We start from the raw sequence: 22,893 nt of genomic DNA, 5'->3' as shown, positions 1-22,893 counted from the left end.
AACGGAAGCATCGCGGCCATGCCGCGGTGCTTTCTTGTTTACGGCGGGCCTCCTGCTCAGGCACGGCCTTTCCGCGGAACTCGGGACGGGTCCTTCATCTGCCCGTCTCCTTCAATAACATACTTGTAGGAAGTAAGTTCCCGCAAAGCCATTGGCCCCCGGGCATGAAATTTGTCCGTACCGATGCCTATTTCCGCCCCGAAGCCGAATTCCTCCCCGTCGCTGAACCGCGTGGAACAATTATGGTAAACGCACGCGCTGTCCACCCGGTTCATAAAATAATCGCGCGCCCGTTCATCCTCCGTAATGATGGAATCACTGTGGTGGGAGCCGTAATGGTTAATGTGCTCCACGGCATCACGGACGCCGTCCACCACTTTCACGGAAAGAATCAGGTCTTCATATTCCGTGGACCAATCCTCTTCCTCTGCCGGAATGGCTTCCGGATCAAAAAACGGGCGGCTTCGCTCACACACGCGGCATTCCACGCCGCGCAGGCGCATGCGTTCCGCCGCCATCGGCAGGAACCGCTCTGCCGCGGCAGCGTCCACCAGCAGGGTTTCCGCCGCATTGCATACGCCGGGCCTCTGCGTTTTAGCGTCATCCAACACGTTCACGGCCATCTCTAAATCCGCCGCCGCATCCACATACACATGGCAAACGCCGTCCAGATGCTTCAGCACGGGAACCCTGGCGTACTCCGTCACGGCGCGGATCAGCCCCTTTCCACCCCTGGGAATAATCACGTTCAGGAAAGAATCCAGCCCGCACAACTGCCGCACCTCATCACGGCTACCGGAATCCAGAAGCTGCACGGCGTCCGCGGGAACGGCGGACTCCTTCAGCGCGGCGCGCAGGACCTCCGCCAGCGCCCGGTTGGTCCGCAGAGACTCGCTTCCGCCGCGCAGAATAACGGCATTCCCGGACTTCAGGCACAGGGCGGCGGCATCGCAGGTGACGGTGCCGCGGCTCTCGTAAATAAAACCGATGACCCCCAGGGGAACGCGCACCTGGCGGATATGCAACCCGTTGGGGCGCGTCCATTCCCGGATGCATTCGCCCACGGGATCAGGGAGGGCCGCCACCTGTTCCATGCCGCGGGCCATGTGTTCCACACGCTCCGGAGTCAGGAGCAGCCTGTCCAGAAACGCGGCATTGTGGCCGCCTTTCCGGGCCTCTTCCATATCAAGGCCGTTCTCCCGTACAATCTTTTCCGCGGCGTTCCGAACGCCTGCGGCCATCAGGCGCAGGGCCAGCGCCTTCTCTTCCGGCTCCAGGGCAAGCAATTCCCGTGAGGCCGCCAGCGCGGCCCGTCCCGCCGGTTCAAGAGAATTCTCCATCTTCATAGTTTTATCCCTTCGGCACAAAATATGTTCCGGCTCCTTCCTCCTTCCCCTCCAGCAGCAGCGCAATGCGTTCCGGATGGCGGCCATGCAGCATGTAAACGCCCGTCCCCGCATTCACGGCCTCCCGGACAGCCTGGAGCTTGGCGCTCATGCCGCCCATGGAAAAGCGCCCCCGGTCCTCTTCCGCGAACGCCAGCACGGCATCCACGTCCTCCACCCGGGGAATGATGGCCTTCCGCTTTCCTCCGGGGGGATACAGGCCGTCCACGCTCGTCAGAATGAACAGCGCGTCAGCCTCCACCAGACGCGCGATGTGCACGGAAAGAATATCGTTATCCCCAAATTTCAGCTCTTCCACGGATACGGTGTCGTTCTCATTCACAATCGGGATGATGCCGCCGTGCTCAAACAGGCGCAGCACCGTAGCCTGCACATTGCCACGGCGGCGTTTCAAATCCTCCGCCGTCAGCAGAAGCTGGGCCACATCTACGTTAAAGTGGTTGAAAAGATTCTCATATGCCTGCATCAGCCGCGTCTGCCCTACGGCGGCGCACGCCTGTTTCAAGGACAGCTCCTGAGGATAGGACGGAAGACCCAGGACGGACACGCCGGCCCCTACAGCGCCGGAGCTGACCAGAACCACCTGATGCCCCTGCTGCATCAGCCCCGCCAGGGCGCTTACCAAATGCACGATGGAAGAACCGTCCAATGTCCCATTCTCACGGGTCAACACGCCCGTACCTACTTTAATTACGATTTTCATGTATTTCCGCCGCTTATAATACAACAATTCCTTTTCCCAAAAAAAGCGGAAAACGCGTCTTTTCCGCTCTAACCCGCGAAAGCGCCGGACGCAAAAAACGGAAGGACTTCTCCCCTCTTTACAGGGATAAAAAAGGATCATCCCCTCCGCTTGACAGGCCGCCGGCGCGGGTGAAATGCTCCGTCCCGGACAATACCCGGGCAACCAAGAAAACCGGAGCCAGACGAAACCGCGGAACAGGAATGAAGCTGGCCGTCCAACATGTTTTCCTCCGGCTTTATTCCCTAAATCGCCATACATGCCGGCGAGCGCGCCGTAAAACCGGGGCAGCATGCGCGGCGCTTCCATCTTCAAGGCTTTTCCCCGGTCCGGAACTGGCGCGGGAGACGCATTTTAGGCTTCCAATATGAAGCTGATCCGCTCATATTGCCCGGGCATGAATCTTGACCTTCTCCAAAAAGCCGCCAACCAGGCGCGGGGACTCGCCATGGATGCCGTTCACGACTGCGCATCCGGCCACCTGGGCCTGCCGCTGGGGTGCGCCGAAATCGGGGCCGTCCTGTTCGGCGATTTGCTCAACATCTGCCCTTCACAGCCCCGCTGGCTCAACCGTGACCGCTTCATTCTCTCCGCCGGCCACGGCTCCATGTTTCTTTACGGCTGGCTCCACCTGTCAGGATTCAACGTCGGCATTGAAGATATCAAGAGCTTCCGCAGCAAAGGTTCCATCACGCCCGGCCACCCGGAATTCCGGGATACGGAAGGCGTAGAATGCACCACGGGGCCGCTGGGCCAGGGTATTGCGAACGCCGTAGGCTTCGCCCTCTCCGCTAGGCGCGCGGCCGCCCGGTTCAACAGGCCCGGCATGGACATCTTTACCCAGCACGTTTTCTGCCTCACGGGAGACGGCTGCCTGCAGGAAGGCGTAGCCCGGGAATCCCTGGCTCTGGCCGCCGTGCTCAAGCTGGATAACCTCATTCTCATTTACGATTCCAACGACATCACGCTGGACGCTCCCGCGGAACGGACCCAGCTCACGGATCCGCGCGCCGTATACGAAGCCATGGGCTGGGATGTGCGCCAGATTGACGGGCATGACATCAAGGCCATTGCGGCAGCGGTTGAAGCCGCCAAAAACGCCAAAAACGGGAAACCCCAGCTCATCATTGCCAAAACGGTCATCGGCAAGGGCATTCCCGGTATTGAAGGCACCACAAAAGGCCACGGGGAAGGCGGAGCCAAGCTTCAGGAGGAAGCGCACGCCAACTGGGGCATTCCTGCCGGAGAACGCTACTACGTCTCCGAAGACATTCGTGCCGCTTTCGTAGACCTGAAAGCCCGAAGGGAAAAAGATTTCAAGGCCTGGAACGCCACGTACGAACAATGGCGCCGAACCTATCCGGAACTGGCAGAGGAACTGGACGCGGGCATCAACGCCTGCTCCTGCGGCGTCAATCCGGCAGACTCGGACAAGGCTATTCCCCCTTTCCCGCAGGACTATAGCGATGCCACCCGTTCAGCCGGGGCCGTTGCCATCAACGCCATCGCTAAAGCGAATCCCTGCTTCCTGACCACCAGCGCGGACCTTTACAGCTCCAATAAAAACTACCTTTCCGGCGCAGGAGACTTCTCTGCGGAAACCCCGGAAGGACGCAACTTCTGGTTCGGCATCCGCGAACACGCCATGGCCGCCATCTGCAACGGCATTGCCTATGACGGCCTGTTCCGCGTAAGCGCCGCCACGTTCTGCGTCTTCGTAGACTACATGCGCGCCTCCATCCGCGTGGCGGCCCTCAGCGGGCTCCCCGTCACCTATATTCTGACGCATGACTCCGTGGCCGTGGGAGAAGACGGCCCCACCCACCAGCCGGTGGAAACAATTTCCGGCCTCCGCGTCATTCCGAACCTGGATGTCATCCGTCCGGCGGACCCGGAAGAAACCGCAGGAGCCTGGATGGCCGCCATGCAGCGTGCCGACGGCCCTACCGCCCTCATTCTGACGCGCCAGAAAGTGGCTACGCTGAACGGCATCCCCGTTGAGACGCGCCGGGAAGGCGTGCTGAAAGGCGCCTACATCGCCCGGAAGGAACAGGGCCCCCTGAAAGCCATTATTCTTGCCAGCGGTTCCGAACTGGAACTGGCCCTGAAAGCGGCGGAAAACATCGGGGAAGGAATCCGGGTCGTCTCCATGCCCAGCTTCTTCCGCTTTGACGCGCAACCTTCCGAATACCGGGAGAGCGTGCTTCCCTCTTCCTGCATGAGAAGAGTTTCCGTAGAAGCCGGGGTCACGGACCTCTGGTGGAAATATCTGGGCTGCCAGGGAGAGGCCGTGGGCATCAACCGCTTCGGCTTCTCCGCTCCCGGAACGCAGGTGCTGGAGGAACTCGGCATGAATGTGGACAACGTCGTCGCCGCCGTTCACAAGGTGCTTGCCAGATAAACAGGGAATTTTCCCCGTCATCTCTTTCCAGGGGCTGTTCCGCATTCGCCGGAACAGCCCCTTTTTCATGTCTCCCCGGTTGCCAGAAAAAAAGTAAGGCCGTCCCCACGAGCCACCATTATCCGTAACGCAGGAACTATCCTTTCCTGCAAAAATTCCGTTCATTTCCCGTCCGGATTTCTCCAAATACATGACCTCTGCAACAGCGGAGCCCATGACCTGAACCGGTCCTGGACAAGCTTAAGGCCGCGAAAGCCCCGGTTGCCAACAGCCCGTTTTCATCATGGCTGCCGGAACGGACAATGTCCGGGTTCCTTCCTGGCGCCAATGAATATTCGGAATGGTCAGGATAAAGCGATGCTTCTATTGACAATGCAATAAACCCCAACCCTGCAAAATAACGGGCGGGCGAACCATGAACAATGAAAAACGCCCCTTTCCGAAAAAAGGGGCGTTTTTATAAAGACCTTGGTAAAAAGGGAAGAGGCTCCGTTAGAAAGCGGCTTCAATCTTCATGATGGTATACACCTTTTTCTTGTCGCCGTCCATCGGGACAATCTTCACCTGATCCCCTACGCTCTTGCCCGTCAGCTCCTTGCCGACCTGGGAAAGATAAGAGACGATATGCTTTTCCGGATTTGTGTCCCACGCGCCCAGAATGGTGTACACCACGGGCTCCCCGCCATTCAACGGCTGAAGAGTCACCTTCGTGCCCATGGCGGCGCGGGAAGTATCCGTTACGGCAAAATCCGTGCCGCGGGCCAGGGCCAGCGCATGTTCCAGTTCCGCCCGGCGGCGGTTGAGCACCTTTTCCACTTCCTTGGCGTCCTGGTAGCCGCCGTTTTCACGGAGATCCCCTTCCGCACGGGAAATCTTCTTGTTATGCAGGTTTTCCGGAATTTTCACGTTTACCAGTTCTTCCAGCTCCTTCTTGCGGGCTTCCAGGCTTTCCCAGGAAACGAAAATCGGTTCCGGTTTGTCGGAGTTGTCCACCAGGGCGTCCAGCACAATGGCGTGCAGGTCCGGGAAGACGCTGATGACGCGGGCCATCAGCGCGCCGCGATCCTGTTCGGAAAAAGCGGAGGTGTTGTACAGCATCTTGGCGAACTGGCGGACTTCCGCCACATCCTGCCCCTTGATCATTTCCTGAATGATGCTCTTGTCCTCCATGAACAGGTTCTTCAGGCGCAGCATGCGGTTGGGGCCGCCGTCCATGTGGTCCTGTTCAATCAGGGAAAGCATCGCAATGCCCACAGGGAGGCCAAAGAGGGGCTTGGAAGCGTCATGCCGCTGGCGGCATATCCAGATGAGGGACTCCGCCGGAAGGGTCTGGCGCAGCAATTCATGCTTCAGATGCTTGACCAGCACCTTGTCCTGCCCTTCCTCTATCAGGAATTTGGCAATTTCCCCCACGGCGCGTGCGCCGCCCGCGTCAAAAAGCTCCAGCGCCTTCTGCGGCCAATCCTCACCAAAAATGGCGGGCAGCGTGGCGTACACGCGTTTCTGCCGCACGGCAGGCATGGAATTGAGCACTTCCGCGAAGCGTCCCACATCGCCGATATTGGCTTCCACGATGGAACGGAGAGGATAAGCTTCCTTGGCCGCCTCCGTATTCTTCAGGGAGGCAATCAGGTCATCCCTGAGCACGGCCAGTTCCAGCACCTGCTGGAGAGCCAGGCTGCCGCCGTTGCGCACATCGGCATCCACGGCGCGAATCAGGGCGTTGACGGCATCCGGCTCCGCCATGACCGTTTCCATTTTAATGCCGTCCAAAACGCGCACCTTGGCTTTCAGATCGGCGGCCTTATTGTAATCTTCCAGGGCAGCCTGCGCGCGGGAAAGGGTATTCGCGCGAAGCGTGATGCGCTCTCCCTTGCGGGTGGGCATCATGAACTGGACATTGGAACGGAGCATGGCACGCACCTTGTCCCACCAGTTTTTCCACTTGTCCTCCGCAATCACGGTGCCTTTCAGCGCGGCTTCCAGCTTCTCAGGAGTAAGAGAATTACCGTAGCCCTGCAAGGTAACGCGCACCAGTTCCACCGGGTCATCCACGGACAGGTTGATCAGGGATTCGGTATCTTCATACCGCTTGGCCAGGAAATGGTCATCACTGATGAATTCCAGAATTTTGGGAGCGAATCCCAAGGCAACTTCGTGTTCCGGATTTTCCTCAAAATCAATGACCAGCTTTTGGGCGGGAAGATTCCAGGAAATGACTTTTCCGGCGCCCCAGGAAGCATGGAAGCAGTAACGGCCAGGTGCGATGCGATCAAGTTTTTCAGCGAGAGCGGGGGTAATTTTCCCCAGAGACAATAATTTCTCCAAGTCGGCGTGCATACTGGGGCACATGATACGCCCCCCCCTACCGGTATCAAGACTAATATTCCCTCTTTCGCCCGGAGGCGGCCTGCACGGCTTTCCAGAGCCGCTACGGAGACAGCGGCCGCCCACGTCATGCTCCGCCTTCGCATTCGGGCTTCACGTCTTTTTTCCCTTCCCTCCCCCATCCAGTTGCGGCTTGACCGTACGGAGCGTCTGGCGTAACATTTCCGCACGCATTTAACCCCTGCGCAACACGTATCATGGAACCTATTTACGAAGGGAAGGCCAAACGCCTTTATACGACTGACAATCCCAACGTCCTCCGCATGGAATACAAGGACGACGCCACTGCCGGAAACGGAGCCAAGAAGGCCCAGTTTGAAAACAAGGGCAGGATGAACAAGGCCATCACCCTGGTCATCTACCGCATGCTGGAAAGCAAGGGCGTGAAAACCCACCTGGTTGCGGACGTGGACGACATCAACATTGACGTGAAAAAGGTTTCCATCCTTCCTCTGGAAGTGATCGTGCGCAACATCGCCGCCGGCTCCTTCAGCCGCCGCATGGGCGTCAAGGAAGGCACCCCCTTCAAGAAGCCGATTGTGGAATTCTCCTACAAGGACGACAGCCTGGGCGATCCCTTCATTAATGACGACTACGCCCGGGAAATGAACGCCGCTACGGAAGAGGAATGCGCCTTCCTGAAAAACCAGGCCCGCATCGTGAATGACGTGCTGATTGACTTTTTCAAACAGGTTGGCCTTACGCTGGTGGACTTCAAAATCGAATTCGGCCGCCTGGCGGAAGATCCTTCCCAAATCGTGCTGGCGGATGAAATTTCCCCGGATACCTGCCGCCTGTGGGACATCAAGACCGGCGAAAAGATGGATAAGGACCGCTTCCGCCAGGATCTCGGCAACGTGATGGAAGCCTACGAAGAAGTCCTTTCCCGGCTCCAGAACCAGGCTTAAGCATCTTCCCCCCCTCCATGGGAGCCGGCCTTTCCGCCGGCCCCCATTTTTCATTTTACCACACTCTTGAGCAATATGACCCTCCACTTTGAAGTTATCAGCCGGTTCCAGGCCGCCGCCAACGCGGACGCCCTGCTCTATACCCCCCTGAACGCCGGCCTCACGTTCCGCCGCAGCCGCGTTTACACCGTAGAAATCAACGGGGACGAACAAAAAGCCCGCGAATATCTCCTGAGTGTGCTGGTGGACCCCATTTCCCAGAAATGCACGGAACAGAACGCGCCCATTCTGGAAGGAGCCCTGTTCACGATTGACTACGGCATGAAAGCCGGCGCCCTGGACCTGGAAAAAGAAGCCATCCTGCAAAACTACCGCGGACGCCGGAATATGGGCTTTACTCTGGACGGCCTGAAAATCACCCAGCGCGTGTACATCTTCGGCCAGGGAGACAAGGAAACCCTGGCGGCGCGCTTTGCCAAGGACGTCTGCAACCCTGCCATTCACAACTGGACCATCGCCTAACCCTTTTTCTTTCCCATCCACATGTCCGCCAAAACCTACCGAACCGTTCCCGTGAGGAACCTGAGCAGCGACGAACTGCTTGAACTCAGCAAGAAGCAGAAACTTTCCCTGTCCCGTGAGGACATGGAAGTCGTCCAGCAGATCTTCCGGGAAATCGACCGCGATCCCACTGACGTGGAACTGGAAGTAATCGCCCAGACGTGGTCGGAACACTGCAAGCACCGCATCTTCTCCGCCTCCATCAGCCACAGCGTCAACGGAGGCGCGCCGGAAACGGTGAACAGCCTGTTCAAAACCTACATCAAGAAACCTTCCGAAAAAATCATGGAACGTAAGCCGGGCTTCGTGCTCAGCGCGTTCGACGACAATGCCGGCTTCATCGCCTTGGACGACAACCTGGCCGTCTGCCTGAAAGCGGAAACGCACAACCACCCCTCCGCCATTGAACCGTATGCCGGAGCCAACACCGGGCTGGGCGGCGTCATCCGCGACATCCTGGGCGCAGGCAAGGGCGCCAAACCCATCGCCTCCCTGGACGTCTTCTGCTTCGGCGCCCCGGACACGAATCCGGCGGACATCACCGCCCCGGACGTCATCCACCCCCTGGGCATCATGCGCGGCGTGGTGCGCGGCGTGCGCGACTACGGCAACCGCATGGGCATTCCTACTGTCAACGGCGCCATCCAGTTTGACCCCACGTACATTTACAACCCCCTCGTCTTCTGCGGCACCGCCGGCGTGATTCCGCGCGGCGACATCCTGAAGGAAATGCGCCCCGGTCTCAAGGTGATCGTCATCGGCGGGCGCACGGGACGGGACGGCCTCAAGGGAGCCACGTTCTCTTCCGCCGCCCTGGATGAAGCCTCCCATGAGGAAGACTTCACCGCCGTGCAAATCGGCAACCCGATTGAAGAGAAGAAAACGCTGGACTTCATTCTGGAAGCGCGCGAACGCGGTCTCATCGTCTTCATTACGGACTGCGGCGCCGGCGGCTTCTCTTCCGCCGCCGGAGAAATGCTCTCCGTCACAGGAGGCGAAATTTTCCTGGACAACGCCCCTCTCAAGGAACCCGGCCTTATCTCCTGGGAAATCTTCCTGTCGGAATCCCAGGAACGCATGGTGATGGCCGTGGAGGAAAAAGACCTTCCGGAACTCCGGAAGCTGGCAGACACTTTCCAGACGGAACTGACCGTCCTGGGCCATTCCGACGACACGGGAATTCTGAAGGTCTGGCACAGGGGGGAACTCGTCTGCTGCCTGGACAACTCCAAGCTGCATGACGCCCCCATCAAGAAGCTGGAATCCGTATTCACCCCCGGCAAGGCGCTCACAGGCCAGCCCCTCCCGGACAAGGACCTGAACAAATCCCTGGAAACCGTGATGGGAGACTTCGCCATCGTCTCCCGGGAACCCATCATCCGCGAGTACGACCACGAGGTGCAGGGCAACACCATCCTGAAGCCCCTGGCGGGCGCGCAGGCGGACGCCCCGCAAGACGGTTCCGTGGTGGACATCGACGGCTCGGACAAATGCATGGCCATGGCTTGCGCCATTCTTCCGGAATGGGGCAAAACGGATCCCTACGCCATGGGGACCGGCACCGTGGATGAATGCGTGCGCCAGCTCATCCTGGTAGGCTCCAATCCGGACAAAATCGGCCTGCTGGACAACTTCTGCATGGGCAATCCGGAAGATCCGGCGGAACTCGGCCGCCTGGTGGAATGCGTGAAAGCCATCGCCAAGGCGGCGGACGCGTACAATGCCCCCTTCATTTCCGGCAAGGACTCCTTCTACAACTACTTTGAAACGGAAGACGGCCCCATCAACGTGCCCGTCACCTTCCTCTGCTCCGGCTTCGGCGTGGTAGAAAACCCGGATCACGTCATTGGTTCTTCCCTGAGGCGGAACAACAGCCTGCTGTACCTCATCGGCCATACGGAAGACGAGATGGGCGGCTCCGTCTTCGCCCGCACCCACGGTGTGGAAGACGGCAAGGTTCCCCAGACGGACTGCGCGGTGAACATGGAACTGTACAAAGCCTACTACAGCGCCCTGACTTCCGGCCTGGTGCTCTCCGCCCATGACATTTCCGAAGGCGGCCTGGCCGTCACGGCGGCGGAAATGGCCTTTTCCGGCAAGGGAGGCGTCCGGCTGGATCTCACGAAGGTTCCGACCGTCAACGGCTGGAAATCCCCGGCAGTCCCCCTGTTCAGCGAAAGCACGGGCCGCATCCTTGTGGAGGTGGACCCGGAATTCGCCGCGGATTTTGAAACGGCTATGGACGGATTCCCCTGCGCCTGCATCGGCAGCGTTACGGAAGAAAAGCGCCTCACGGCCACCTGCTGCGGCGGAGAAAAGGTGCTGGATTGCGACATCGCCAACCTCAAAAAGCTCTGGAAGGACGGACTTACCCCCTATTATTGATCTCCCGAAACCGGCATCTTACCAAACCAACGATTCATTTCTACCAATATGCCTCACGCACTTTTACTGAAATACCCCGGCACCAACTGCGACGTGGAAACGGAACGCGCCCTGCGCGCGGCAGGTTTCTCCACCCAGATCCAGCCCATCGCCACGGCTACGCCGGAACATGTCGCCAAATCCCAGCTTGTCGTCCTGGGAGGCGGCTTCAGCTACGGGGACTACGTCACCAGCGGCCGCCTGGCCCAGTTGGAAACGGAACGTTTCCTGGGGGATGCCCTGCAGCGGCACCACGCCGGTGGAGGCATGCTCCTGGGCATCTGCAACGGGTTCCAGATTCTCACCAAGCTGGGTATTCTTCCCGATTCCAGCCTGATTGACAATAAAAAGGAACGCTTTGAATGCGTCTGGGCCAAACTGGTGAAAGTAGCCAAAGACTCTCCCTTCCTCCAGGGCCTGCCGGACGAATTCGAACTGCCCTCCGCCCATGCGGAAGGGCGCCTGGTCACCCGCCCCGGAGATGCGGAAAAATACCTGGCCGCCGGAAATGTGGCTCTCCAGTACGTGGACAACCGCGACGGCTGCGAATGCAGCATCGCCGGCCTCCAGGATTCCACCGGGCGCGCCATGGGCCTGATGCCCCACCCGGAACGCTTTCTGCTGCCCCGCCACCACTATGACAAGGACTGGGCCGGCAACGAAGACTGGGGCTGGGGGTACTTCCTCTTCAAATCCGCCTTTGACGCCCTGAAATAAAGGTTCATCCCCCGCAACCTCTTTCCCCGCACTCATTCCATGACAGACACGGTCCTCATCGGTTCCTCTTGCGCCCTCGGCGCTTTCTGGTCCTCAAAACGGTATTTTGACTACCTGATTGATGAAACCAACCTGTCCCTGCTGCGCGGCAAGGAATTCGGGCAGGCCGTCATTATCTGCCCCTCCCTCCGGGAAGGGGGCACGGCTATCCGGCGGAATACGGCTCCCTTTCTGGCTCAGGTTAAAACCCTGATTGATCTCCTGCATGATGTAAAGGCGGAACGGGTGACCTACATCACCAGCATTGACACCCAGCCGGAAACGGGCAATGAACTTTCCCCCTTGCTCCGTGAACCGGAGGACGAATGGCTGGCGGCTCTGGTGGAGTTGAAAGACTTCATTAACCTCCGGTTCGGCCGCGTGCTGACCGTTTACCTTCCGGAAGTCACCGGAACGGGAGCAGGCATGAGTGTGGCGGATCTGCTGGCAGAAGTTCCGGAAGGGACGGAAGAGCTGGACGTGGCCCTGCTGGAACGCCACCAGCTTTATCCCATGCACCGCCTGGTCAGGGACGTGGAAAAAGCCTGGGAGTGCGGCATCTTTTCCGTGAATCTGGTGCCGGAACCCGTCACTGCCTTTGAACTGGTGGAGCAGTGCTTCCCTTCCCTGGTCAACCGCCTCCCCGTCGCGAAGGAAACGGACCCGTACGGAAGCGCCAGAACATCCGTTTACTCCACTCAGTACCACGATCCGGACACCGGTTATATCATGGACAAGCAGGACGTTCTGGCGGGGCTTTCCCCGGACAAACAGTCCTAGCCCCCCGGTCAAAAAAACTTTTTCCAGACCCCGTCTGCTTCCTGCGCAGTCGGGGCCTTTTATTCCCCGCCTTCAAAAAGAGCTCCACTGCAGGAGCCGTGCTTTCCTGTTGAGCGCATGCCGGAACGGTGCTATACAAAAGCCATGAAGATCAGCGACGACAGCCTTGAATTCTTAACGGAACTTCTGGAAACACCCAGCCCGTCCGGCTTTGAAATAGACGCCCAGCGCATCTGGGCGGACGAACTGCGCAAATATACGGAAGACGTCCAGTGCGACACCTACGGAAATACCTGGGCCGTCTTCCACGCGGACGCGGAAGAAGCCCCCACATTGATGATTGAAGCCCACGCGGATGAAATCGGCTTCATGATCCGCCATATCACCAAGGACGGCTTCCTGTATGTGGAACGCGTAGGCGGCACGGATACGGCCATCGCGCGGGGGCGCCGCGTGCGCTTCCTGGGTTCCCAGGGCGAAGTGATGGGAGTAACCGGAAACACGGCCATCCACTTGCGGGAACCCGGAGAAAAGGAACCCAAGATTTGGGAAATTTACGTTGACGTAGGCGCCTCCTCCGACAAGGAAGTAGCGGAACTCGGGCTGCGCGTGGGCCATGTGGGCGTTTACTGCGACGGCCCCATGCTGATGAATGAAAACAAGCTGGTATGCCGGGCACTGGACAACCGGCTGAGCGGCTTCATCCTGTCGGAAATAGCCCGCAAACTGTGCAAGCTGAAAAAGCCCGTCGCCTGGAACGTGGTGCTCGTCAACGCCGTGCAGGAAGAAGTGGGCTGCATTGGCGCGGGAATGATTACCCACCGCCTGCGCCCGGACGCGGCCATTTGCATTGACGTGACTCATGCCACGGACTCGCCCGGACTGGACAAGGGCAAATTTGGCGATATCAGGCTTGGAGGCGGCCCAGCGGTCATCCACGGCACGGCCAACCATCCCAATCTGGTGGCCCGTCTGGAAATCGTGGCGGACAAGAACAAAATACCGCTCCAGCATGAAGCCGCCGGACGCCGCACCGGAACGGACACGGACAGTATCTACATCTCCCGCGACGGCGTGGCCTCCGCGCTGGTGTCCCTCCCCCTGCGTTACATGCATTCCCCGGTGGAAACGGCCTCTCTGACAGATGTGGAAAACACCATCAAGCTGCTGCTGGAACTGGTCAAATCCCTGACGCCGGAAGACTCTTTCGGCCACAGGCTGTAATACGGAGCGGACGGCGGCATCGTTGACAACATGAGGACATGAACCGTCCTGCCGGGGAAAGGCGCGCAAAACGGCCATTTCCCCGGCCTGCTTCCATGCGGCTGCATGGAAGCCCCTTATATGGAGCAGGGCGTAACCATTGGCCTTGCAGGCGTCCTGCGGCTTCATTCGGGATTACCATGCCCGCCGTCACTACCCGCCCGATGGTTCCCGGCCTCCTCTCCCGGAACATTTTCCCGGAAATTATCCCGAACCGGAAAACGGCAGGAGTCTTTCCTTCCGGTCACATTTCACTGAAATCCAGCCGGGTCACATTAAAGTACGTTTTTCCCTTCCGGCAGGAATCCCACAGGAGAATAAGCATGAGGAAAAAGAGGACCAGCCTCCAGGCCACTTCAAAGGGATAACTGGTTACCGCCCTCTCCACGCCGATGCAGTTGCAGGAGAGGGAAAGCCCCCTGGCCCAGCCCTGGACGAATAACGCCACGAACGTGAATGTCAGCGCGCTGCCCAGCAGCGCGGCCCCGGCGCAGGTTCTGCGGAACAGGAGCCCCAGCCCCACCACAATTTCACACGACACCCCCAGGCAGGCCAGGGGATGACCCCAGGCCTCCGGGAAAATGGCGAAACGGTCGATCGTCTCCTGAAGCTGGTCCAGATGAAACAGCTTGCGCACCGCGACGAACAGGAAAAAGCCCCCCATCCCCAGCCGGAGCAGGAGCAGACAGAAACGGACGATTTTTTCCCTTAGCATCATTGGCGTATTCCGCTTATTCGAAGTGGGTTTGCTGGGCGCTCACCTTTTCATTGCGCAAACTGTTCAGTTCATGGCGCACCTTTTCCAGCTCCATCTGAAGGGATTTCTCCCGTTCGGAGACAGAAGCCGCGGCGGAAGACGGCGTCCCGGCAGCTTTCTTCCCGCAGCCTACGGCGTCTTCCGTAAAGAGCATTTTCAACCCGGGAGCCTTCGTGTCAAACTTTATAACGCCGGAAACAGGCTTTTGGGAGCCGGGATGCTTCACGGAGGCCCTCACCGTCACCGTGCCGGGCTTGGCGCCCAGACGCACCAAAGCCGGAGCGGAACCCCATTTAACGGACTGGGTCAGCGTGCCGTCCGGAGAATCCGTCAGCAGCTCGGCAGGACCTTCCACGGAAAAGACAATCTCCTCATCATTCAGGCGCTTCACCGTTCCGCGGCCATCCGTAACCTCCGCCACCACGGCAAACACGTCGGAACCGTTGGCGTACAAATCCACGCCATCTTCCCGGTCCAGAGTCAACCGGATTTTTTCCGCTCTCCGGGCCGGGCGGACTTCATGCCTGGCCACCACCTTGCCGCCTATCAGGCCTTCCGCCACCAGTTTCACCGCGCCCTCCTTGCCGGACCTGGCAAGCTTCTTGTTTTCCATGAAATCCCAGGCTTTCGGGAACACGACGGGCACACGCTTGAGGCCGCCGGGACAGGATGCCACCTTCTTTTCCACCGGAAGCCCTCCGTTGACGCTCAGGCGGACGGAATCACAATTGGAAAACACCGTCACGTCTTCCGGAGAAAAAGGAGTGCATTCGTTGGCAATGTGCACCACAGGGCCGGAACCGGACCCGTTGAGCGTCTTCTGGGGACGCTGGGACATAAACGCGAAATAGGAAGTCTTGGGCTGACGGAAAGCATCCATCATGCCTCCGTAGAAAGGATCCGGATGATAGCCGCGCTGATGGTCGAAAGGATGCCACAGGCAGCCGCCGAAATGGTAGGCGGGAGCGGCGTTCAGCGTATCGTATGTGGTATATGGGAACGAGGTCTTGAGGTAATGAAGGGCCTGCACCATCATGGGCGCTTCACCCCAGTGCCGGGCCACGCGGGAGGTGGAATTGTGGGCGGCCCAGGTATCCACGTTATCGCCAAATTCGCGGGTGAAGTAAGGTTTGTTGTTCTTCCTCTCCTTGATGGACCAGTGTTTGTCGCCTGTAGCCGGGTGGGCATACAGAACCTCATAATGCTGATTGCCCTGAGCCACCGCGTCGCAAGCGGTGTAGCATCCCTTGTACGGGTATTCCTCATGCACCAGGTCGCGGGCCTTTTTGGCGAAATCCGCCGGGTAATGAGTTTCATTCAAAATAGGCTCCCACATCATCACGGAGGGATGGTTCCTGTCCCGGCGCACCATCTGGCGGATATCGTCATACACCCGGTCCGCAAAAGGGCCGCTGCCCCAGAACTGCCAGCCCGGCGTGGCGACGATGACGAAAAGGCCCAGGCGGTCGCAGGCGTCCATGAAAGCCGGGTCCTGCGGATAATGGGCGCTCCGGATCACGCGCATGCCAGCCTTCCTCAATTTCACGGCATCCTGCCATTGCAGGTTGTTGGGCACCGCATTCCCAAGCATGGCAAAATCCTGGTGTCTGTTGCCGCCAATCAGCTTTTCAGGAAACAGGGTTCCATTGAGCACCAGCCCCTTTTCCGTTATTTCCACCGTCCGGACGCCCACCCTCATGGAACGGTTGTCCAGCAGATGGACCGGATCTTTGGCATGGTCCCCTCCGGCGGCATCCCATACTTCCACGCTCAGCGTATACAAATCGGGATTGTCCGGAGACCACGGTTTCACGTTGGAAAGCACAAGAGGGATATCCACTTCACCCGTGGAATGGGGTGGGATGGCCAAAGGGACCGTCTCCCCGGCGGGATCCACCCCCTTGGGGTCCGTCATCACCGCCTGCACGCGCACCTTCTGTTCCTTATCCGTCTGGTTGGCCACCTGAACCTTCACCTCTACCTTGCCCTTGCGGGTGCGGGGATCAAGAGATTCCGTCCGGAAAAAAACTCCCCCGCCGGCCACGGTGCCGGCCTCGTTCGGATCCGTAATATACACGGGACCGGTGGAAATGAGGTACACATCCCGGTAAATACCGCCGAAATAGGAAAAATCCAGGCCTTCCTGGGGTTTGCCGGGGGGATAGGAAGCGTCGTTGGAATTGTCCGCCTTCACGGCGATGACGTTCTTTTGTCCCGGTTTCAGCCACTTGTCCAGATTGACGATCACGGGAAGATATCCGCCGAAATGTTCCGCGGCCTTTTCTCCATTTACCCAAACCTCGCTCTTTCCCATGATGCCCTCAAAATACAGGGTGTTCCTCCTCCCCTCCAGCCGGGAGGGAGGAATGAAAGTTTTCCGGTACCATACCGGCCCCTGGTAGTTGGAACAGCCGCTGGCCTCTTCCGGAAGAAGCTCAATGCCGTTGGGGAGGTTGACGGACTCCCAGGAAGAATCGTCGCCATCCGGGCTGGCCGCTTCCTCCGGTGCCTTCCGGCCCTTGAACAGCTTCCAGCCCACATTCATGCCGTAAACGTCCCTCTTCGTCACGTTTTCCGGCAGGCGGAGAGCCCCGGCCACGGAATAGGTTCCCGTAGACGATACGGCCTCCTCCTGATCGGAAACCGTATCGGCATAAAGGGAAAAAGAGCCGGCCAGGCATGCCGCCGTTATTCGGATAGCAGTAACTTTCATCATGGAATAGGGGAATGCGATTTTAATATACGGAGACTCCCCGGCGCCACCTTTCATTCATATAATACATCCTTGCAGATAATGCAAATACATATGTCATCCGGCATCTTCCGCTTGACCTGGAAGGCATGTTTTTTCATAGTCGATTCGCCCTGTACGGGATTATCCCGCAGCCCCGGTCCGAGTGCCAGGCTTTCAGTCCCGTGAAAAGGAAGAAGCGAGGTGTTCCTCCACCGGCTGTTTCAGGGCTACGCCTTTATCCACTAGTTTTTTATGTCATCTTTCTTTCAGAAAATTGTCAAACTTTTCTCCTATGACATTGGCATTGACTTGGGCACCGCCAACACCCTGGTCAATGTCAAGGACCAGGGCATCGTTCTGCGCGAGCCTTCGGTCGTCGCCGTCAAGGGGGACAAGGTTCTGGCCGTGGGAGACGAAGCCAAGCGCATGCTGGGCCGCACCCCCGGCTCCGTCACGGCCATCCGGCCGTTGAAGGACGGCGTCATCGCCGACTTCTACATCACGGAGGAAATGCTCCGCTACTTCATTAAAAAAGCCACGGCCAGGTATTACCTGATCAAGCCGCGCGTGCTCATCGCCATCCCCTCCGGCATTACGGAAGTGGAACGCAGGGCCGTCAAGGAATCCGCGGAAGCGGCCGGAGCACGCCGCGTGCATCTGATTGAAGAACCCATGGCCGCCGCCATCGGCGTGGGCCTTCCGGTTCAGGAAGCCGCAGGCAACATGATCGTGGACATTGGCGGCGGCACCACGGAAGTAGCGCTTATCTCCCTTTCCGGCATCGTTTACAGCCGTTCCGTCCGTTGCGCCGGGGATGAACTGGACGACGCCATCATCTCCTACATGAGGAGAACTTACAATCTCATGGTCGGGGAACGTACCGCCGAGGACATCAAAATCCGTATCGGCTCCGCCTACCCCCTGCCTCAGGAACTCTCTATCGAGGTCAAGGGCCGCGACCTGGTCGCGGGCCTGCCCAAGACAGTGACGATTCGATCAGAAGAAGTGCGTGAAGCGCTCACGGAACAGCTCAACACGATTGTTGACGCCGTGCGGACGACTTTGGAACGCTGCCCCCCTGAACTGGCCGCCGACCTTGTGGACCGGGGGATCGTTCTGGCCGGAGGAGGAGCCCTGCTGCGCGGGCTGGACCAGCTCCTGCATGACCAGACAGGACTGCCCATCCACATTGCGGAAGATCCTCTGAGCGCCGTTGCGGAAGGTACCGGGAAAGCCCTCCAGGAACTGGACTTCTTCACCAATGTTACTGATGCGGAAGACTGAAGATGGAATCTCCGGAGCAAGCGCTCCGGCCTTGCGTCTCCCGTACTGCCGCATCACATCAACGCAACTGCCTGCATGATTCCTTTCCGGCCATCTCTACAGCTTCAACTCCAGCCGCTCCTGACGGGAGACGGCCCACCGGAAACATTACGGGCAATAGCACACCCTAGCTTATTCTCACCCCGTGTTTACAAAAATGCTTAAAAAAATCAAACGGGCCTTCGGCTTCGGATCCTGTGATCCCATGGAAGGCTCCACTATCATCATTAATGCCGAAAAGCTCGAACGCCGCGTGGCCCTTCTGGAAAACGGCGTATTGGAAGAATACACCATCGAGCGCGAAGGCGAAGACAACATCGTAGGCGGCATCTTTAAAGGCCGCGTCAAGAACATTGAGCCGGGCCTCAAAGCCATGTTCGTGGACATCGGCCAGGAAAAAAACGCCTTTCTGCATTTCTGGGACGCTCTTCCCGCCGCGCTGGACTCCAGCCTGGAAGAAATAGAACGCGAAGGCCGGCCGAAAAAACAGCAGCGCAAAATCACGTCCAAAGACATCCCGGACATCTACCCCATCGGCTCCGAAATCATGGTGCAGGTCACCAAGGGGCCTATCGGCACCAAGGGCCCCCGTGTCACAACGAACGTCTCCCTGGCGGGCCGCTACCTGGTCCTGATGCCGTTCACGGACCAGTTCGGCATCTCCCGTAAAATTGAAGATCCCAAAGAACGCCTGCGTCTGCGCCAGATCATGCAGAAACTGAATGTTCCGGACGGAATGGGCATCATCATGCGCACGGTGGCCCAGGGCCAGCGCTACCGCCACTTTGTCCGCGACCTCGCCATGCTGCTGGAACAATGGTACAGCGTGGAAGAAAAGAAGGAGGCCAACCCGGCTCCCGTCTGCGTGTACAAGGAACCGGACCTGATTGAACGCACAGCACGGGATTTCCTCACGGACACCGTGGACAACATCATCTGCGACAACGCGGAAACCACGGAGCACATGCGCGCCATTGCCGGAAAAATCTCCCGTCGCGCCAAGCGCCACATTCAGCACTTCCCCGTGCGCACGCCCATCTTTGAAGAACTGGGAATTGAAAAACAAATCAATGAGGCATTCCAGCGCCAGGTGCTTCTGCCCTGCGGAGGCTACCTGGTGATTGACGAAACGGAGGCTCTGATCGCCATTGACGTCAACACCGGACGCAACAAGGGCACCAAAGATCTGGACAAGACCATTCTGGATACCAATCTGGAAGCCGCCTATGAAATCGCGCGCCAGCTCCGTCTGCGCAACATCGGCGGTCTGGTGGTGGTGGACTTTATCGACATGCGCCACAGGAAGGACCAGCAGGCCGTTTACAAGGCCATGAAGGACCGCCTGAAACGGGACAAGGCAAAAACCCAGGTACTGCAGATCACTCCCATCGGCCTGATGGAAATGACGCGCCAGCGGCTCAACGAGAGTCTCCGGGAATCCGTTCATGATCCGTGCCCGTACTGCGGAGGCAGGGGACGCGTCAAATCCGTGATGACCATGAGCGTGGAAATCCAGCGGCAAATTTACGCCTGCATCCAGAAATACCGGGACACCATCGGAGACATGGTCATCGTCGTCAACTCGGAAGTGCTCTCCCGCTTCAAGAATGAAGACGCCAGCCTGCTCATGGAACTGGAACGCCAGCACAGCGGAAGGCTGATCTTCCGGGGCGACCACAACCAGCACCGCGAATCCTTCGCCATTTACGACGCCCGGTACGACAACAAGCCCCTCTATCAGTCCGGGCAATAGCCTGAAAATCAAATCCGGCTTTCCGGGCCGGGCGATACTCTCGCCCGGCCTTTTTTACGCCGCCATGAACAACACCCCCACTTCTCCGAACGACCCCGTCAACACGGACATCCTGCTGGTGGCGGAAGACCGCATCAAAGGGTTCCGCCGCCGGCCCTTCCATGCCATTTCCGAACAATGCGGCCACCCTGTTCCCGTGGTTATCCAGCGGCTGAAAGCCATGATGGAAGCCGGAGTAGTGCGTCGCGTGCGCCAGACGCTGCTGGCGACCAAGCTGGCCCAGGGAGCCCTGGTGGCCTGGTCTCTGCCGGAGAAAAAACTGGATGCCGCTTTTGACTGGATGAAGGAGCAGGACCCTTTTACGGGCCATGTGGTGCTCCGCAATACGGATGCGGCCAATCCCGGCGCCAACTACAGGCTCTGGACTACGGTCAAGGTGCCCGTGGGATGCGGCACTCCGGAAGAACACTGCGGCATCCTGAAACGCCATATCGGAGCGAACGGCTATGTTCTGCTGCCGGCGCGCGCCGTCTTTGCGCTGGGAGTGGGACACATGCGCCGCAGGGGACTCAGGCCCGGAGAAAAAACCCCGGAGCCGGCCCCCATGCAGGAAACGAAAACCGTTTCTCTCTCCGAACTGGAATGGAAGGTGCTCCTCTCCGTCAAGGAACAGCTCAGGCCTGAGGAAATGGTGGAAGATCCCTGGTCCCTCCGTGCCGCCCGGGAAGGACTGGGAACGGAAGAATACTGCCGTACGGCGGAAGAACTGGACCGGAAGCAGGTCATCGGCCGTTTCGCCACTTTTCTGGAACATGTAAGAGCCAAAACGAACGACGGCCCCGTCACCAAATACAACGGACTGTTCCATTGGACGGTTCCCACTGGTATGGAAATCCGGGCTGGAGCGGAATGCGGGCGCCACATCTGCATGACCCATTGTTACTGGAGAACAGGCGGAGATGTTTTTGGAGGGGCGCAAATCATGGGTGTGGTACACGGATTGGAAAAAAACGCCGTTCTGGAACACAAGGCGGCGATTGACCGCCATCTGGAGGCCTCCGGCATTCCCATCCTCCACACGGCCGTTTTCTGGGGCGAACGTTCGGAAATTAAGCCTTCCGAGATTTCTCCGGAGCTGTACAGGAAATGGATGGAAGAAGTAAAAAAAGCCCCCGTTCTGCAGTAATGCCCCTCTTCCCGCCCATCTCCGGCGGCTCTCCCCTGTCCGAACGGCCTCCTGCAGAGGCTGTCATGAAGGCACAGCATTTTTCATTCCACAACTGCTGATGCCGGCGCCGCTCTTCTCCCTCCGTCCTTGCTGCCTCGTCCGGTTCCCTGTTCCCGGCGCATAGCGGCCTAATACCGTTTTTCCGAATCTTCCGAAGCCTTTGACATGTCCTCCGCCACTTGGAAAACAGGACTGAAAGAGTTCGTTTCAGGCCTTCAAAGATGCGCGCTCCAACTTGACGAGTTGTTCATGATCTCCCTGATCACGGGGCGATTTCCCTACCGGATGCACCGGATGAAGTTTCGTCCGCAGAAACAGGAGGAATACAAAATAAGGGCCGTCCCTCCTTATGGGGAGGACGGCCCTTGTTAAAGAAAGACCGGCTGGCGAATAAACCTGCCGCATCAGTTCATCACTGCTTCTTCTGCGGCTCTGAAGGCGCCTGGTCAGGAGCCTTGGCGGGAGCAACAGCGGCAGGATGCTTGTAGGAAACCGCAAAACCGTCGTACTTGGCCGGCAATTTCCTGTCCGGGAACATCAGTTCATGCAGACGGTACAGGGCGGCCGCTTCCCTGACAGGAGCGGGACGGGACTTCATCCGTGAATCCGAAATGACGGCGTCAGCATTATTCTTCCTGGATTCCGCGACAGCTGCGACGGCGGGATTTTCAAAGAACTTGGCGACATCCGGCATGCGCAGATAGGTATCCAGGGAGCGGACCACGCAGGCGGACGCCAGTTCCTCATCGGAGCCATGCAACAAAACCAGGGCTTCCGCGAAATAATCCAGCGCCTTGTTCCAATCCTGGGCCACCATGGAGGCCGCACCCAGGGCATATTTCATCCGCGCCTGCTGGAGACGGGTGGCATTCTTCTTGGTCGCCAGGAAAGAACCGGCACGGCTTTTCACGCCGTTCCAGTCCTTATCCGGGATCAGGGCCATGATTTTCGCCACCTCCAGGTCATTCTGGGCGGCAGGAGACAGATTGGATCCTCTGACGGGGAACTTGGCCGCCAATCCCTTGACTCCAGCCCAGTCCATCATGCGCATGGCGCACTCCAGCTCATAGACGGCCGCCCGGGCGGACAGGCTGTCTTTGATGGAAAGCGTTGAGGCATACTTGTTCACCAGAGCGTGGAACTTATTGCGGGCTTCCTGGTTCTTCCGGTTTTCCATAGCCACCTTGGCATCCACAAAATCGTCCGTTTCAAAGATATACAGCGTCTTGAAAGCGCTGGCCATCTGTTGAAGGACTTCCTGGGATTCCCTGCTCTCCACAAACTGGATTGCGGGTCCATTGGAGGAAAGGATGTAAATATCCGTCGGACGGCCATTCTTGATGGTCGGCGCGGCAACTCTGGCGCGCAGGCGCTGGGGATTCTGGGCGTTCTGGGCCATGGACGGGACCAGGGCGGACAAACCGGCCAATACCATTATTACTGAAAGTGCTTTCATATGATTGATTACT

The 22,893-nt window shown here is 58.7% G+C and carries 16 protein-coding genes; 10 read left to right on the top strand and 6 right to left on the bottom strand.

What is annotated here, in order from left to right; genetic code table 11:
• Nucleotides 1-56: 56 nt before the first annotated feature.
• Both CI070_RS12405 and proB read right to left on the bottom strand, forming a co-directional pair.
• Nucleotides 57-1,346, bottom strand: a complete 1,290-nt coding sequence (locus tag CI070_RS12405; RefSeq protein WP_094136898.1) for a glutamate-5-semialdehyde dehydrogenase — start codon at nt 1,344-1,346, stop codon at nt 57-59.
• 4 nt (nt 1,347-1,350) lie between these two features.
• Complete coding sequence (gene proB, locus CI070_RS12400; protein WP_094136990.1) at nt 1,351-2,109, bottom strand: glutamate 5-kinase; 759 nt, start codon at nt 2,107-2,109, stop codon at nt 1,351-1,353.
• Between the two features lie 436 nt (nt 2,110-2,545).
• On the opposite strand from proB, the gene tkt reads away from it, so the two are divergent.
• A complete protein-coding gene (gene tkt / locus CI070_RS12395; protein WP_256943581.1) occupies nt 2,546-4,549 on the top strand; it encodes a transketolase in 2,004 nt (667 codons plus the stop codon).
• 492 nt (nt 4,550-5,041) lie between these two features.
• Here tkt and CI070_RS12390 read toward each other — a convergent pair whose 3' ends face one another.
• On the bottom strand, nt 5,042-6,877 hold the full coding sequence (locus tag CI070_RS12390) for a GreA/GreB family elongation factor (protein WP_179219381.1): 1,836 nt from the start codon (nt 6,875-6,877) through the stop codon (nt 5,042-5,044).
• Nucleotides 6,878-7,134: 257 nt separating this feature from the next.
• Here CI070_RS12390 and purC point away from each other — a divergent pair, with 257 nt between their 5' ends.
• From purC to CI070_RS12360, 6 genes are all read left to right on the top strand, one after another.
• Nucleotides 7,135-7,845, top strand: coding sequence for a phosphoribosylaminoimidazolesuccinocarboxamide synthase (purC, locus tag CI070_RS12385; protein ID WP_094136895.1), 711 nt, complete (start codon nt 7,135-7,137; stop codon nt 7,843-7,845).
• A gap of 75 nt (nt 7,846-7,920) precedes the next feature.
• A complete protein-coding gene (locus CI070_RS12380) occupies nt 7,921-8,367 on the top strand; it encodes a hypothetical protein (RefSeq protein WP_094136894.1) in 447 nt (148 codons plus the stop codon).
• Nucleotides 8,368-8,388: 21 nt separating this feature from the next.
• Nucleotides 8,389-10,791 (top strand): phosphoribosylformylglycinamidine synthase subunit PurL, encoded by a 2,403-nt coding sequence (gene purL / locus CI070_RS12375; RefSeq protein WP_094136893.1) that lies wholly within the window; start codon nt 8,389-8,391, stop codon nt 10,789-10,791.
• A gap of 48 nt (nt 10,792-10,839) precedes the next feature.
• On the top strand, nt 10,840-11,547 hold the full coding sequence (locus tag CI070_RS12370) for a phosphoribosylformylglycinamidine synthase subunit PurQ (protein WP_094136892.1): 708 nt from the start codon (nt 10,840-10,842) through the stop codon (nt 11,545-11,547).
• Nucleotides 11,548-11,586: 39 nt separating this feature from the next.
• Nucleotides 11,587-12,366, top strand: a complete 780-nt coding sequence (locus CI070_RS12365; RefSeq protein WP_094136891.1) for a hypothetical protein — start codon at nt 11,587-11,589, stop codon at nt 12,364-12,366.
• A gap of 144 nt (nt 12,367-12,510) precedes the next feature.
• Entirely contained in the window at nt 12,511-13,590 is a 1,080-nt protein-coding gene (locus tag CI070_RS12360) for a M42 family metallopeptidase (protein WP_094136989.1), read from the top strand.
• Between the two features lie 283 nt (nt 13,591-13,873).
• On the opposite strand, the gene CI070_RS12355 is transcribed toward CI070_RS12360, so the two are convergent.
• Together CI070_RS12355 and CI070_RS12350 are read right to left on the bottom strand one after the other, a co-directional pair.
• Entirely contained in the window at nt 13,874-14,347 is a 474-nt protein-coding gene (locus CI070_RS12355; protein WP_094136890.1) for a MauE/DoxX family redox-associated membrane protein, read from the bottom strand.
• Between the two features lie 13 nt (nt 14,348-14,360).
• Nucleotides 14,361-17,102 carry a glycoside hydrolase family 2 TIM barrel-domain containing protein gene (locus CI070_RS12350; protein WP_179218467.1) on the bottom strand — a complete coding sequence of 914 codons (2,742 nt, stop codon included), beginning with the start codon at nt 17,100-17,102 and terminating at the stop codon, nt 14,361-14,363.
• A gap of 270 nt (nt 17,103-17,372) precedes the next feature.
• Between CI070_RS12350 and CI070_RS12345 the strand changes: the two genes are divergently transcribed.
• The 3 genes from CI070_RS12345 (at nt 17,373) to CI070_RS12335 (ending at nt 21,382) form a co-directional block, all read left to right on the top strand.
• Entirely contained in the window at nt 17,373-18,404 is a 1,032-nt protein-coding gene (locus tag CI070_RS12345) for a rod shape-determining protein (RefSeq protein WP_094136888.1), read from the top strand.
• A gap of 184 nt (nt 18,405-18,588) precedes the next feature.
• Nucleotides 18,589-20,196: an Rne/Rng family ribonuclease gene (locus CI070_RS12340; protein ID WP_232051454.1), complete on the top strand. Its 1,608-nt coding sequence runs from the start codon at nt 18,589-18,591 to the stop codon at nt 20,194-20,196.
• A 64-nt stretch (nt 20,197-20,260) separates the two neighbouring features.
• The gene (locus CI070_RS12335) at nt 20,261-21,382 is read left to right on the top strand and encodes an AsnC family transcriptional regulator (protein WP_094136887.1); all 1,122 of its coding nucleotides are present in this window, start codon (nt 20,261-20,263) and stop codon (nt 21,380-21,382) included.
• Between the two features lie 454 nt (nt 21,383-21,836).
• Here the strand turns inward: CI070_RS12335 and CI070_RS12325 are convergent, their stop codons facing one another.
• Entirely contained in the window at nt 21,837-22,880 is a 1,044-nt protein-coding gene (locus CI070_RS12325) for a hypothetical protein (protein WP_143245680.1), read from the bottom strand.
• Between the last annotated feature and the right edge of the window lie 13 nt (nt 22,881-22,893).

It is taken from the genome of Akkermansia muciniphila, assembly GCF_900184965.1.
Lineage (GTDB): Bacteria > Verrucomicrobiota > Verrucomicrobiia > Verrucomicrobiales > Akkermansiaceae > Akkermansia > Akkermansia muciniphila_A.
Note: the sequence above shows the minus strand (reverse complement) of the source record. Positions and strands in the feature narration are given on the sequence as shown.